General features: G+C 66.7%; 15 protein-coding genes. 6 read left to right on the top strand and 9 right to left on the bottom strand.

Going from position 1 to position 12304, the window contains the following annotated elements; all coding sequences use genetic code 11:
* Positions 1-72 precede the first annotated feature (72 nt).
* From rplT to pyk, 4 genes are all read right to left on the bottom strand, one after another.
* Complete coding sequence (rplT, locus tag GVY41_RS02055; protein WP_066815426.1) at positions 73-438, bottom strand: 50S ribosomal protein L20; 366 nt, start codon at positions 436-438, stop codon at positions 73-75.
* A 12-nt stretch (positions 439-450) separates the two neighbouring features.
* The gene (gene rpmI, locus GVY41_RS02050; RefSeq protein WP_161342873.1) at positions 451-651 is read right to left on the bottom strand and encodes a 50S ribosomal protein L35; all 201 of its coding nucleotides are present in this window, start codon (positions 649-651) and stop codon (positions 451-453) included.
* A 139-nt stretch (positions 652-790) separates the two neighbouring features.
* Positions 791-1015, bottom strand: coding sequence for a hypothetical protein (locus GVY41_RS02045; protein ID WP_161342871.1), 225 nt, complete (start codon positions 1013-1015; stop codon positions 791-793).
* Positions 1016-1066: 51 nt separating this feature from the next.
* The gene (gene pyk, locus GVY41_RS02040) at positions 1067-2512 is read right to left on the bottom strand and encodes a pyruvate kinase (protein ID WP_161342869.1); all 1446 of its coding nucleotides are present in this window, start codon (positions 2510-2512) and stop codon (positions 1067-1069) included.
* Between the two features lie 130 nt (positions 2513-2642).
* On the opposite strand from pyk, the gene GVY41_RS02035 reads away from it, so the two are divergent.
* The 3 genes from GVY41_RS02035 to GVY41_RS02025 all read left to right on the top strand — a co-directional run bounded on the left by GVY41_RS02035 (position 2643) and on the right by GVY41_RS02025 (position 4946).
* The gene (locus tag GVY41_RS02035) at positions 2643-3383 is read left to right on the top strand and encodes an N-formylglutamate amidohydrolase (RefSeq protein WP_161342867.1); all 741 of its coding nucleotides are present in this window, start codon (positions 2643-2645) and stop codon (positions 3381-3383) included.
* Positions 3384-3409: 26 nt separating this feature from the next.
* Entirely contained in the window at positions 3410-3715 is a 306-nt protein-coding gene (locus GVY41_RS02030) for a DUF1244 domain-containing protein (protein ID WP_161342865.1), read from the top strand.
* Positions 3716-3926: 211 nt separating this feature from the next.
* A complete protein-coding gene (locus GVY41_RS02025) occupies positions 3927-4946 on the top strand; it encodes a hypothetical protein (protein ID WP_161342863.1) in 1020 nt (339 codons plus the stop codon).
* 33 nt (positions 4947-4979) lie between these two features.
* Here the strand turns inward: GVY41_RS02025 and GVY41_RS02020 are convergent, their stop codons facing one another.
* From GVY41_RS02020 to dgcN, 3 genes are all read right to left on the bottom strand, one after another.
* A complete protein-coding gene (locus GVY41_RS02020; protein WP_161342861.1) occupies positions 4980-5843 on the bottom strand; it encodes a D-amino-acid transaminase in 864 nt (287 codons plus the stop codon).
* A gap of 38 nt (positions 5844-5881) precedes the next feature.
* Positions 5882-6847 (bottom strand): N-acetyl-D-Glu racemase DgcA, encoded by a 966-nt coding sequence (gene dgcA, locus GVY41_RS02015; RefSeq protein WP_161342859.1) that lies wholly within the window; start codon positions 6845-6847, stop codon positions 5882-5884.
* A 335-nt stretch (positions 6848-7182) separates the two neighbouring features.
* On the bottom strand, positions 7183-8184 hold the full coding sequence (gene dgcN / locus GVY41_RS02010; RefSeq protein WP_161343126.1) for an N-acetyltransferase DgcN: 1002 nt from the start codon (positions 8182-8184) through the stop codon (positions 7183-7185).
* Positions 8185-8449: 265 nt separating this feature from the next.
* On the opposite strand from dgcN, the gene GVY41_RS02005 reads away from it, so the two are divergent.
* The gene (locus GVY41_RS02005; protein ID WP_161342857.1) at positions 8450-9406 is read left to right on the top strand and encodes an L-malyl-CoA/beta-methylmalyl-CoA lyase; all 957 of its coding nucleotides are present in this window, start codon (positions 8450-8452) and stop codon (positions 9404-9406) included.
* 43 nt (positions 9407-9449) lie between these two features.
* Here the strand turns inward: GVY41_RS02005 and GVY41_RS02000 are convergent, their stop codons facing one another.
* On the bottom strand, positions 9450-10460 hold the full coding sequence (locus GVY41_RS02000) for a hypothetical protein (RefSeq protein WP_161342855.1): 1011 nt from the start codon (positions 10458-10460) through the stop codon (positions 9450-9452).
* A 158-nt stretch (positions 10461-10618) separates the two neighbouring features.
* Between GVY41_RS02000 and GVY41_RS01995 the strand changes: the two genes are divergently transcribed.
* Positions 10619-11578: an acetyl-CoA carboxylase carboxyltransferase subunit alpha gene (locus GVY41_RS01995; RefSeq protein ID WP_161342853.1), complete on the top strand. Its 960-nt coding sequence runs from the start codon at positions 10619-10621 to the stop codon at positions 11576-11578.
* Entirely contained in the window at positions 11578-11898 is a 321-nt protein-coding gene (locus GVY41_RS01990) for a DMT family transporter (RefSeq protein ID WP_161342851.1), read from the top strand. Before GVY41_RS01995 ends, GVY41_RS01990 begins: the two co-directional genes overlap by 1 nt.
* Here the strand turns inward: GVY41_RS01990 and GVY41_RS01985 are convergent.
* Entirely contained in the window at positions 11876-12268 is a 393-nt protein-coding gene (locus GVY41_RS01985; protein ID WP_161342849.1) for a DUF4112 domain-containing protein, read from the bottom strand. The genes GVY41_RS01990 and GVY41_RS01985 overlap by 23 nt on opposite strands.
* Positions 12269-12304 lie beyond the last annotated feature (36 nt).

Genomic DNA, 12304 nt, shown 5'->3' with positions numbered 1-12304 from the left:
CCGCGCAACAAAAAGCCCCGCAGGCGGGCGCCAGCGGGGCTTTTCGATTCTCGTGACGGCGCAGGGCGCAGATCAGGCCGGGATGGCGGCCTTGGCTTGGGCTGCGATGGCGTTGAACGCCTCGGGCTCATGCACGGCCAGATCGGCGAGCACCTTGCGGTCCACTTCGATCCCGGCCAGAGCCAGACCGTTGATGAAGCGCGAATAGGTGAATTCCGGGTCGAACAGCCGCACGGCGGCGTTGATCCGCTGGATCCACAGCGCGCGGAAGTTGCGCTTGCGCACCTTGCGGTCGCGCGTGGCGTATTGCTGCGCCTTGTCGACGGCCTGGGTGGCGGTCCGGAAGTTGCGGCTGCGCGCGCTGTAATAGCCGGCGGCCTTCTTGATCACCTTGCGGTGACGGGCGTGGGTGACCACACCAGATTTAACGCGGGACATCTCTGTGGCTCCTTACCGGTCGTAGGGCATGTATTTCTTGACGATCTTCGCGTCGGACGCGGACAGGATCATGGTCCCGGTCACGTCACGGATGAATTTCGTCGAGCGTTTGATCATGCCATGCCGCTTGCCGGCCGGGCCTGCCTTCACTTTGCCAGATGCAGTGAAGGAGAACCGCTTTTTCGCAGCGGATTTCGTCTTCATCTTGGGCATTTCCATCTCCTCTTTCGAGTTTGGTTATCCGCGCGACTCGGCATGCCACTTCGGCCGGTCCCGCGTGTAGAGGGCGCCCTATAGACGGGGCCCGGGGCTGTGACAAGGGGAAAGCTGCAAAAATCCGCGGTCTGCCGCGTCAGCGGATCACCCGGGCGATCACATCCATCACCACATCCGGAATATCGCCGACCTCATATCCGCCGGGATTGGTCATCACTGCGTAGGTGATCAGCCCGCCCCCCAGGACGAAGGCCACGGCGGCGGCTCGGGGCGGGCGGCTGTCGGAAAAGGCACTGACCAGTGCCGGAATACCAAAGGCCACCAGCGCAAGCCCCACGACCAGCATAAGGTCACTGTCCATCACCCACCCCTGAACACGGGGCCGCCGCACATCGCGCCGGCCCCGCGCCCATCATTCGGGATCGGTGCGGAAAATCAATCGCTCATCACAGGGGGCGACACGCAGGATGTTGGTGGTGCCCTGCACGTTGAAGGGCACACCGGCAGTCACCAGGATCTGGTCGGTCTCGGTGGCAAAGCCTTCGGCGCGGGCGATGCGGGCGGCGCCGACGACGGCCATCTTGAAGCGGTCCACCGGCTCGCAATAGGCGCAATGCACGCCCCAGGTCAGGCACAGGCGGCGCAGCACCGATTGCACCGGGGTCAGGGCGATGATCGGAACCCGCGGCCGCTCGCGCGCCACAAGGTTCACCGTCTTTCCGCTTTGCGTGTAGCAGCAGATCGCCTTGATGTCGGTGGTCTCGGCCAGTTCGCGCGCCGCGGCGACGATGCCATCGGCCACGGTCTCGCGCACGGCGCGGCGGCTGGCCTCGATCACCTCGCGGTAGGTCGGATCGGTCTCGACCGAGCGGGCGACGTTGTCCATCGTCGCCACCGCCTCGATCGGGTAGCGCCCGGCCGCGGATTCCGCCGACAGCATCACCGCGTCGGCGCCCTCATAGATCGCCGCCGCCACGTCCGATACCTCGGCGCGCGTCGGCATCGGGCTTTCGATCATCGATTCCAGCATCTGCGTCGCGACGATCACCGGCTTGCCGGCCGCGCGGCACTTGCGCACCAGCCGCTTCTGGATCGGCGGCACGGTATAGACCGGAAGCTCCACCCCCAGATCGCCGCGCGCGACCATGATCCCGTCCGAGACCGCCAGGATCTCGTCGAACTTGTTCAGCGCCGCCGGTTTCTCGATCTTTGCAAGGATCGCCGAGCGCCCGCGCGCCAGCTCGCGCGCCTCGATCACATCCTCGGCGCGCTGCACGAAGGACAGCGCCAGCCAGTCGGCCCCAAGGTCGCAGACGAATTCCAGATCGGCGCGGTCCTTGTCCGACAGCGCCGCCAGCGGCAGCACCACGTCGGGCACGTTCACGCCCTTGCGGTTGGAGATGGTGCCGCCGATGGTGACGGTGCAGTTTGCGAAATCGGGCCCGCACTCCAGCACCTTCATCGCGATCTTGCCGTCATTGACCAGCAGCGTCGCGCCGGGCTGCAGCGCCTCGAAGATCTCGCGATGCGGCAGGCACACGCGGTGGCCATCGCCCGGCTCTTCATCGAGGTCAAAGCGGAAGGGCTGCCCCTCTTCCAGCTCGGCCGCGCCGCTGGCAAAGGTGCCAACCCGCAGCTTCGGCCCCTGAAGGTCGGCCAGCACGCCGATCGGACGGCCGGTATCGGCCTCGATCTGGCGGATGATGTCATAGCGCGCCTTTTGCTCGGCATGGGTGCCGTGGCTCATGTTCAGGCGGAACACGTCGGCCCCTGCCTCGAACAATGCGCGGATGGTCTGGTAATCGCTGGAGGCCGGCCCGAGGGTCGCCACGATCTTCACTTTACGAAGGCGTCTCATTCAGCCTCGTCCCCTGTCTTTTCTGCATTTTCCATGTGGGCCATACACCTTATGGCCCAGATTTGCTGCGCTCGCAACTGGCGCATGGCTCCGGGTTGGCCTAAACCGGGCAGAGCACAGGATCACGACGATGACCCATATCCCTTATGAAATCATTGGCGACGCCCGGCCCTCGCGCTGGCTGGTCACCTGTGACCACGCCACCAACACCGTTCCGGCCGAGGTTGGCGGCGGCAGCCTTGGCATTGCCCCGGCCGACATGGCGCGCCACATCGCCTATGACGTGGGCGCTGCGGGACTGAGCCGGCACCTCGCCGAACGGCTGGACGCCCCCGCGATCCTGTCCGATTTCTCGCGGCTGGTGATCGACCCGAACCGCGGCGAGGATGATCCGACGCTGCTGATGCGGCTTTATGACGGCACCATCATTCCTGCCAACCGCCAGGCCGATGCGGCCGAGCTGGAACGGCGGCTGGCGGCCTATCACCGGCCCTATCATGCCGCCTACGCAGCGCTTGCCGCCCGCCGCCCCGATACCGTGATCTGCGCGGTCCACAGCTTTACCCCACGGCTGAACGGCCGGGCGCCGCGGCCCTGGCAGGTCGGTGTCCTGCATTCGCATCTCGATGGCCGGCTGGCACGGCCGCTGATTGCGCGCCTTGCTGCCACCGGGATGTGTGTCGGCGACAACGAACCCTATCTGGGCCATCTCGACGGCGACGCCATCGACCGCCACGCGCTGCAACCCGGGCGGCTCAACGTGCTGATCGAGGTGCGCAACGACCTGATCGCCACCGAAGAGGGCCAGATCATTTGGGCCGATCTTCTGGCCCCGATCCTGCAAGCCAGCCTGGCCGATACCGGACTTTGAAATTTGGGCCTGTAAAGGAGCACACCATGGACGACGCCACCCGCACCGAGCTTGAAGCCGCCGCCTTCCGCGCCCTGCGCGCGCATCTGATGGAGGCTCGCCCCGAGGTTCAGAACATCGACCTGATGAACCTCGCCGGGTTCTGCCGCAACTGCCTGTCGCGCTGGTATCAGGAGGCGGCGAACGAGCGCGGCCTCGAGATGAGCAAGGATCAGGCGCGCGAGGTCTTCTATGGCATGCCGTATGCCGACTGGGTCGCCGCGAACCAGACCGAGGCGGACCCCGCAAAACAGGCCACCTTCGCAGAAGCGATCAAGGCGCATCAAGGCTAAGCGCGGCGGGCGCACCAACGCGCTGCCGCGCTATCGTTGCCCCGCCCGCAACAGTTGCCGCCCCCTGCGCCGACTGTCTGCCGCGCCACCCTTGATCAGGGCGGTCAGGATGTTTCGTCGCTTGACTCCCCGGCCGTCCCTCACAAACCCTTGATACACGGTTAACGGGTAAATGCCCGTCCTGTGCCACTTTTCCCGTCAGGGGGTCTGAATGCTCGGTCTTGAAGTCATGTCGCTGTTCTTGCTGGGCCTTCTGGGCGCGGCGCTTCCGGCTGCCGGGTCGGGGGATAAAGACGACGAGGACAAGTCCACAGACGACGGCGCCGAACCCGATGCCCCCGCGCCTGCGGCGGAGGATCCCGAGACAGAGGGCGAAGGCGCCTCGCTGCTGGACTATGCCGAGGCCGAGCCAGAGATGGCGGCGCCCACGATGGCGGTCGAGGAGGAGGCGCTGGACCCCTGGGAGCTGGAAGCCGAAGACGCCGACATCGAGGATGAGGCGGCAGACTGGGAGGCCGACAGCGAAGAGCCGGACGCCGCAGCCGATCTCGACGTTCTGGCCGCCGTCTCGCGCCTGACCGCGGCAAGCCCGACCGGGACCGACCCCGCCGCCGAAGACGCGGGCGCCGCGCAGACCGCCGAGGCCCCCGTGACCCCCGCCTCTCTTGCAGACATCCTCGGCCTCGACCTGCCGGACGAGACCGGGGCCGACCCCGAAGACGAGACGGGCAACCAGGACCCGCTCGCCGCGCTGGCGCCGTTCCTGGACAAGGTCGATCTGGATCCGCCGACCGACCCTGAAGACGACAGCAAGGACCCCGAGGCGGCACTGGCCGCGCTGGAGCCGATTCTGGCAGAGATCGGCTTTGACATTCCGGACGACACTGCCGACCCGGAGGGCGGCGACACAGCCTCTGATCCGCTCCCCGCGACCAGCGACACCGCGGTCGACACCGACACAGATGACCTTGCCGAGGACGAGGATGCCGCCCCGCAGGCGCCCGATGACCTGTCGGCCACCACCATCGTCGATTATCAGCCCGGCTCCGACCAGATCGAGATCACCATCTTCGCCCCCGCGCCGGATACGGCCGTGGATGTCGTGCTGCAACAGACGGCGGACGGAACCGGGACAGAGGTGCTGATCGACGGCAAGCTGCGCGCGATCCTGGATGGCGTGTTGCCCGGCGATGTGGATGCGAACGACCTCTACATCGAGTTCGCAGGGTAAGGGGCAGCGCCACTGCGCCGCCCCTGCACAATATCAGATCGCCGACTTGCGGCTTTCGTCCATATAGATCTCGCGCAGGCGCACCGCCACCTTGCCGGGCGCACCGGCGCCAATGGTGGCACCGTCGATCTCCACCACCGGCATCACGAAGGCGGAAGCGGAGGTGATGAACGCCTCGTCCGCCTCCTTTGCCTCGTCCACGGTAAAGCTGCGTTCCTCGACCTCCATCTGCGCCTCGCGGGCAAACCGCAGCACGGCGGCGCGGGTGATGCCGTGCAGGATCTCGGTACCCAGATGCCGGGTGATGATCTTGTTGCCCTTGACGATATAGGCGTTGTTCGAGGTGCCCTCGGTCACGAACCCATCCTCGACCATCCAGGCATCATCGACCCCGGCCTTCTTGGCCATCATCTTGCCCATCGACGGATACAGCAGCTGCACGGTCTTGATGTCGCGCCGGCCCCAGCGGATGTCGGGCACGGTGATGACCCTGATCCCCGTGCGCGCCGCCGGAGTGTCGGCCAGCCCGGGCTTGGCCTGCGTGAACAGCACGATGGAGGACGGCACCTTCGCCGGGTCGGGGAAGGCGAAGTCACGGTCGCCGGCTGACCCGCGGGTGATCTGCAGATAGACCATGCCATCGGTGATCGCATTCTTCTCCAGCAGCTCGCGGTGGATCGCCAGCAGTTCCTCCATCGTCACCGGGCAGGCCATGTCCAGCTCGGTCAGCGAGCGTTCCAGCCGCGCGGCATGGCCCGCGAAGTCCAGCAGCTTGCCGTCCAGCACGCTGGTCACCTCATAGACGCCATCCGCCATCAGGAAGCCCCGGTCGAAGATGGAGATCTTGGCGTCTTCCTCGGGCAGATAGCTGCCGTTCACATAGACGATGCGGCTCATTGCTCAGTCCCTCTTGTTGTGCCGAAATGCGGGTGCGGTCAGCCCCACAGCGCCGCGCTGGATGGGTGAACCCCGGCCTCGTCATAGCGCAGCACATTCTCGCGGTCTTCGGCCAGAAGCAGCGGCCCGTCAAGATCGGTGAAGCCCGCGCCCTGCGCCAGCAGCACTGCGGGCGCCATCGCCAGGCTGGAGCCGACCATGCAGCCCACCATCACCCCGTAGCCCTGCACCTGCGCCATGTTGCGCAGCGCCAGCGCCTCGGTCAGACCGCCGGTCTTGTCCAGCTTGATGTTGACGAAATCATACTTGCCCGCGATTTCAGCCAGCGAATGCCGGTCATGGCAGCTTTCGTCGGCGCAGACCGGCAGCGGGCGCTCGATCTCGGCCAGCATCTCGTCGGCGCCGGCGGGCAGCGGCTGTTCGACCAGCTTCACCCCCATGCGGATCAGATGCGGCGCCAGATCCTTGTAGATCTCGGTGGTCCAGCCCTCGTTCGCGTCCACGATGATCGGCGTGTCCGGCGCCCCGGCCCGCACCGCCGCCAGCCGCGCCATATCGTCGGGCGTGCCCAGCTTGATCTTCAGCAGCGGGCGATGCGCATTCTTCGCCGCCTGCGCCCGCATGGTCTCTGGCTCGGCCAGCGACAGGGTATAGGCGGTGGTCATCGGCCCCGGTGCGGGCAGGCCCATCAGGTCCCAGACCCGTTTGCCGGCCCGCTTCGCCTCCAGATCCCACAGCGCGCAATCCACCGCGTTGCGGGCCGCCCCGGCGGGCAGAAGGCCTTGCAGCTCATCGCGGGTGAAGGCCTCGGGCAGGCTGGCAATTTCATCCGCCACGCTCTCAAGGCTCTCGCCATAGCGGGCATAGGGCACGCATTCGCCCCAGCCGGCATGGCCCTCGTCGGTGATCCGCACCGTCAGGACCTTCGCCTCGGTCCGGCTGCCGCGGCTGATGGTGAAGACCTCGGCCAGGCGGAAGGTCTCGGGGGTGACGGTGATCTGCATGATAGCTCCTTGCTCGGCGCATGGGAGGGTTTGCGCCTTTTGCCGCGATCCTTCCGCGAAAGGCCGGGGGCCGCAACCCCCGGTATCGGCGGGGGTGGTTTCAATGGCGAAGGCCATCGCCTTCGCCACGCCGTGACCTCGCCATTTGCACCGGCCGGGCCCCCAAAGGGCCCGGCCAGCGCCCGCCCCGCCTTCGGCGGGCGCTTCTCGCCCGCCAGGTCGGGCGCTGCCCTCAGCCGGTCTCGTGCCGCCAATGGCTCTGGGTGACAGGTCCCGCACGGGCGGGGCGAGGCAGTGCCTCGCCTTTTTCCGCCCGAACCGAACCGGCTCCCCTCTCAGATCGCCGCCAGCGCGTCCACCAGCTTGGCCGCACCGAACCGGAACGGGTCGGTCGCCGGCAGCCCCAGCCGTGCCTCGACATCGGCCAGATAGGCCTTCGCCTCGGCTTCCGGCATGTGCTGGGTGTTGATCGCATAGCCCACCGCCACGCAGGCCGGGTTCGCCACCCGCGCCAGCAGCAGCGCGGCGTCGCGCACCTGTTCCAGCGTCGGCAGCGTATACTCCGGCAGACCCCGCATATGCGCCCGTGTCGGCTCGTGGCAGATCACCAGCGCATCGGGCTGCCCGCCATGGATCAGCGCCAGCGTCACGCCCGAATAGCTGACATGGAACAGGCTGCCCTGCCCCTCGATCAGATCCCAGTGGTCAGGATCGTTCGCCGGCGTCAGGTATTCGACCGACCCGGCCATGAAGTCGGCGATCACCGCATCCAGCGGCACCCCGTCGCCGGTGATCAGGATGCCGGTCTGCCCCGTCGCGCGGAAACTCGCCTTCATCCCGCGCGCGCGCATCTCCTTCTCGACGCACAGCGCGGTATACATCTTGCCGACCGAGCAATCGGTTCCCACGGCCAGCATCCGCTTGCCGGCGCGCTTCTTGCCATTGGCGATGGGGTATTCCACCTCGGGCACCCGCACGTCATGCAGCTTGCGCCCGAACCGCGCCGCAGCCTCGACCAGCACCGGCTCATCCCGCAGCAGGTTGTGCAGACCCGAGGCAAGATCGAAGCCTTCGGCCAGCGCATCGACCAGCACCTTGATCCAGGCACCCGAGATCACCCCGCCGCGGTTGGCAACGCCTACTACCAGCGTCTTGCAGCCGGCGGCCTTTGCCGCGGCAAGGTCCATGTCCGGCAAGCCCAGATCGGCCTTGCAGCCCTCCATCCGGAACTGGCCGATGGCGAATTCCGGGCGCCAGTCCTTGATGCCTTGCGCGACCTTCGCGGCCAGCTGGTCGGCGGCGTCGCCAAGGAACAGCAGATAGGGGGTCTCGATCATGGCCATATGCGCTCTCCATCCGTTCGTTGTGGGAGACACTAGACGTCCCCCCGGAAATGTCTTGGGGTTTTCGCCGCCCCGCAGCGGCCCCTGCGCAAGTTTCTGCGGCAGCGGCCGGCCTTTGCCGAAGATTTCGGCGCCGGGCGCTGCGGCGCCGCATTCCCGTGGCCCTTGCGCCGCAACTGCGAAAGCGGGTTGAATGCCTCCGCGCAACATTATACCCAATGCGCAGCCCGATTTGACACATCCTTGCGAAAGGCCCCGCATGAGCTTCCGCATCCAGCCCGCCGCCCCCGCCCGCCCGAACCGCTGCCAGCTGTTCGGCCCCGGCTCTCGCCCGGCGATCTTCGAGAAGATGGCTAGCGGCGCTGCCGATGTCATCAATCTCGACCTCGAGGATTCGGTTTCCCCGGCCGACAAGCCGCAGGCCCGCGCCAACATCATTCAGGCGATCAACGACATCGACTGGGGCACCAAGTATCTCAGCGTCCGCATCAACGGGCTAGACACCCCGTTCTGGTATCGCGACGTGGTCGAGATCCTGGAACAAGCGGGCGACCGGATCGACCAGATCATGATCCCCAAGGTTGGCTGCGCCGCCGATGTCTATGCGGTGGACGCCCTGGTAACAGCCATCGAGCGCGCCAAGGGCCGCAAGAAGCCGATCAGCTTTGAGGCCATCATCGAATCGGCCGCCGGCATCGCCCATGTCGAAGAGATCGCCGCCTCCAGCCCGCGCCTGCAGGCGATGAGCCTTGGCGCCGCCGATTTCGCCGCCAGCATGGGGATGCAGACCACCGGCATCGGCGGCACCCAGGAAAATTACTACATGCTGCATGAGGGCGCGCGGCACTGGTCCGACCCCTGGCACTGGGCGCAGGCCGCCATCGTCGCAGCCTGCCGCACGCACGGGGTTCTGCCCGTCGATGGCCCCTTCGGCGACTTTTCCGATGATGAGGGTTTCCGGGCACAGGCCCGCCGCTCGGCCACGCTCGGCATGGTCGGAAAATGGGCGATCCACCCCAAGCAGGTCGCCATCGCCAACGAGGTGTTCACCCCCTCGGCCGAAGCCGTCGCCGAGGCGCGCGAGATCCTGGCCGCGATGGAGGCCGCCACCGCCCGCGGCGAAGGCGCAACCGTCTACAAGGGCCGGCTGGTCGATATCGCCAGCATCAAGCAGGCCGAGGTGATCGTGCGGCAATCCGAGATGATCGCCGGCTGAACCCCGAAAGGTGCGGGGCCCCTGCCCCGCACCTTTCCGCGCCTCAGAAGTCGAACCCGACCGAGGCGCTGTAGAGCGGCTCGTTCCCGAACCCGTCCACGGCGCCGCCTTCGACGAACATCCCGGCAAGGTTGTAGCGGGCGTTGAGGCCATACAGCTCTTCATTGCCGCCATCGAAGGCCACGTAGCTGGCCGTCAGGTCCAGCCGCTGGATCGGGCGCCACGTCGCCCACAGCTTGGTCGCATCGACCTCACCCGTCACCGCAAGGCTGCCCACGCCCAACTCGTCCAGCGCCTCGCCGAAATCGTCGGTGATAAGCTCGCCGAAGTCGATGGTGGTTTGCAGCCGCGAATGCTGCGCGCCAAGGTCGAACCACTCGGTCTGCAGGGCGATGCTGGCCGTGTAGAACTCGGCATCCCCGGCGCGGCTGTCGAGATACTCGCCGCCCGCGCCGAACACCATCAGCCCGGCCCGGACATTGCCCGCCGCCTGGATCACCGACGTGCCATCCTCGTCGTCATATTCGTGATAGCTGAGCCCAAGCCCGAAATTCTCGCCCGCCAGATCATAGCTGATCCCGTAGGGAATATCGCTGGAGGTCAGGTAATACAGCCCCGACACCCCGCGCCCGTCGATCAGGCCAAGGTCGATCACCTCGATCAGCCGGAACCCGCCCAGCTTTGGCGTCGAGACATACTTGTCCAGCGCGAAGCGCGGCACGCCGACGCCAACCACCCCCAGCCCGGTATCGAAGGTCGCCGCGCCATAGAAGGCGCTTTCGCCATCCGCCTCGGAAAACCCCTCGGCGCCCAACTCGACCCCGACCGGCAGGCCGAAGACGGTGCCGGTCGCGATGCCGATGTCGAAGTCCAGATAGGCCCCGGTCGCGTCCTCATCGCCAAAGCGCAGATGCTCCACCTCGACCCCGCCACGGGCATAGACACCCTCCTGCAGCGGCGTCAGGGCAGCTGCCGGCAACGCTGCCGCCATCCCGATTGCAAGGCCAAGCGCCAGCGATCGCATGCGCTGGCGCCGTGATGTTTCGGGCTGCATCGCTGCCTCCTTCCGATTTGGGCTTTTGCGGCTAACACACTTGGCAAACGATCAGTTCCATCACTTCCCTGTGCACATGCAGCATCCGGCGTTGCGGTTGCAAAGACAGGGCGGCGCGGGCATATATCGCTCGTCCCCCCGCTACCCGGAGAGCCCGCATGAACTATCTCGAATTCGAAAAGCCGCTGGCCGAGATCGAAGGCAAGGCCGAAGAGCTTCGGGCGCTGGCGCGCAAGAATGAAGAGATGGATGTGGAAAAAGAGGCCGCCGCGCTCGACCGCAAGGCCGACACGCTGTTGCGCGACCTCTACAAGGACCTGTCGCCCTGGCGCAAATGCCAGGTGGCGCGGCATCCCGACCGCCCGCATTGCAAGGACTATATCGAGGCGCTGTTCACCGAATACACGCCACTGGCCGGCGACCGCAACTTCGCTGACGACCATTCGGTGATGGGCGGCCTCGCCCGCTTCAACGACACCCCCGTCATGGTGATCGGCCACGAGAAGGGCAACGACACCAAGAGCCGGATCGAGCGCAATTTCGGCATGGCCCGCCCCGAAGGCTATCGCAAGGCGATCCGGCTGATGGACATGGCACATCGCTTCGGCCTGCCGGTGATCACGCTGGTCGATACCCCCGGCGCCTATCCCGGCAAGGGCGCGGAAGAGCGCGGCCAGTCCGAGGCCATCGCCCGCACCACCCAGAAATGCCTCGAACTCGGCGCCCCGCTGATCGCCGTGATCATCGGCGAGGGTGGATCGGGCGGCGCCGTCGCCTTCGCCACCGCCAACCGCATCGCCATGCTCGAGCATTCGATCTACTCGGTGATCTCGCCCGAGGGCTGTGCCAGCATCCTGTGGAAGGATGCCGAGAAGATGCGTGAGGCCGCCGAGGCGCTGCGCCTGACCGCGCAGGACCTGCTGAAGCTGGGCGTCATCGACCGCATCGTGAAGGAACCCGTCGGCGGCGCACAGCGCGGCGCGCGCGAGGCGATCGACGCGGTGGGCAAGGCGATCGAGGCCATGCTGAAAGAGCTGTCGGGCAAGAAGCCCGAGGCGCTGATCAAGGACCGCCGCCAGAAATTCCTGGATATGGGCAGCAAGGGGCTTGCAGCGTGATGCCGACCAATCCCTGGGCGCTCGTCCTCATTGCCGGCGTGCTGGAGGTTGGCTGGGCGCTTGGCCTCAAATGGTCCGATGGCTTCACCAAGCTGGTTCCAACCGCACTGACCATCATCGGCGCGCTGGCCAGCTTCTTCCTGCTGGCGCAGGCGATGAAGTCGCTGCCCGTCGGCACCGCCTATGCGGTCTGGACGGGCATCGGCGCGCTTGGCACAGCGACACTCGGCATGGCGCTGTTCGGAGAGCCGGCGACGCTGGTACGCATCGCCGGGGTCGCGCTGATCGTGTCAGGCATCATCGCGCTGAAACTGGCCTGACCGCGCCCATCCGCTCCAGATCGGCAGCCAGCAGCGCCGCGTTGCGCTGGTGGCTCTTGAACGCGAAGTCGAACAGGTCACCTGCCACCGGCACGATGCCCACCGCCCAGTCGATGACGGCATTCCCCGCCATCCGCACGATGGTGCGCCGCCGGGCGCCGGCCTGAACCGCCTCGGAGATCATCCAGCCCGACACGGCGAGGCCGACGGTATCGCCCACCCCCGGGATCAAGCCGATGAGGCCGTCTAGCCCGATGCGGTACGACGTACCCGGCAGCCGGTAGCGCGCATCCATCAGCCGCGCGACGCGGTGGATGCGGTCCAGCCGGGCCTGCTGCGGGTGGATCGGGGGGTGCTGAGGACTGTTCATCCCCAGCAGATGGGGATGCGCTCCGGCCGCATCAAC

Origin of the sequence: Frigidibacter albus, assembly GCF_009908165.1 — a bacterium.
Taxonomy (GTDB): Bacteria; Pseudomonadota; Alphaproteobacteria; order Rhodobacterales; family Rhodobacteraceae; genus Frigidibacter; species Frigidibacter albus.
The sequence above is the reverse complement of the archived record's forward strand: the minus strand, read 5'-3'. Positions and strand labels throughout refer to the sequence as shown.

Excerpts from the sequence above, each read along its gene's own strand:
- GVY41_RS02025 (WP_161342863.1), top strand. The coding sequence starts at position 3,927 with ATGCTCGGTCTTGAAGTCATGTCGCTGTTCTTGCTGGGCCTTCTGGGC.
- GVY41_RS01990 (WP_161342851.1), top strand. The coding sequence starts at position 11,578 with ATGCCGACCAATCCCTGGGCGCTCGTCCTCATTGCCGGCGTGCTGGAG.
- GVY41_RS01995 (WP_161342853.1), top strand. The coding sequence starts at position 10,619 with ATGAACTATCTCGAATTCGAAAAGCCGCTGGCCGAGATCGAAGGCAAG.
- GVY41_RS02045 (WP_161342871.1), bottom strand. The coding sequence starts at position 1,015 with ATGGACAGTGACCTTATGCTGGTCGTGGGGCTTGCGCTGGTGGCCTTT.
- rpmI (WP_161342873.1), bottom strand. The coding sequence starts at position 651 with ATGCCCAAGATGAAGACGAAATCCGCTGCGAAAAAGCGGTTCTCCTTC.
- dgcA (WP_161342859.1), bottom strand. The coding sequence starts at position 6,847 with ATGCAGATCACCGTCACCCCCGAGACCTTCCGCCTGGCCGAGGTCTTC.
- GVY41_RS02000 (WP_161342855.1), bottom strand. The coding sequence starts at position 10,460 with ATGCAGCCCGAAACATCACGGCGCCAGCGCATGCGATCGCTGGCGCTT.
- GVY41_RS02020 (WP_161342861.1), bottom strand. The coding sequence starts at position 5,843 with ATGAGCCGCATCGTCTATGTGAACGGCAGCTATCTGCCCGAGGAAGAC.
- rplT (WP_066815426.1), bottom strand. The coding sequence starts at position 438 with ATGTCCCGCGTTAAATCTGGTGTGGTCACCCACGCCCGTCACCGCAAG.
- GVY41_RS02035 (WP_161342867.1), top strand. The coding sequence starts at position 2,643 with ATGACCCATATCCCTTATGAAATCATTGGCGACGCCCGGCCCTCGCGC.
- GVY41_RS02005 (WP_161342857.1), top strand. The coding sequence starts at position 8,450 with ATGAGCTTCCGCATCCAGCCCGCCGCCCCCGCCCGCCCGAACCGCTGC.
- GVY41_RS02030 (WP_161342865.1), top strand. The coding sequence starts at position 3,410 with ATGGACGACGCCACCCGCACCGAGCTTGAAGCCGCCGCCTTCCGCGCC.
- dgcN (WP_161343126.1), bottom strand. The coding sequence starts at position 8,184 with ATGATCGAGACCCCCTATCTGCTGTTCCTTGGCGACGCCGCCGACCAG.
- GVY41_RS01985 (WP_161342849.1), bottom strand. The coding sequence starts at position 12,268 with ATGAACAGTCCTCAGCACCCCCCGATCCACCCGCAGCAGGCCCGGCTG.
- pyk (WP_161342869.1), bottom strand. The coding sequence starts at position 2,512 with ATGAGACGCCTTCGTAAAGTGAAGATCGTGGCGACCCTCGGGCCGGCC.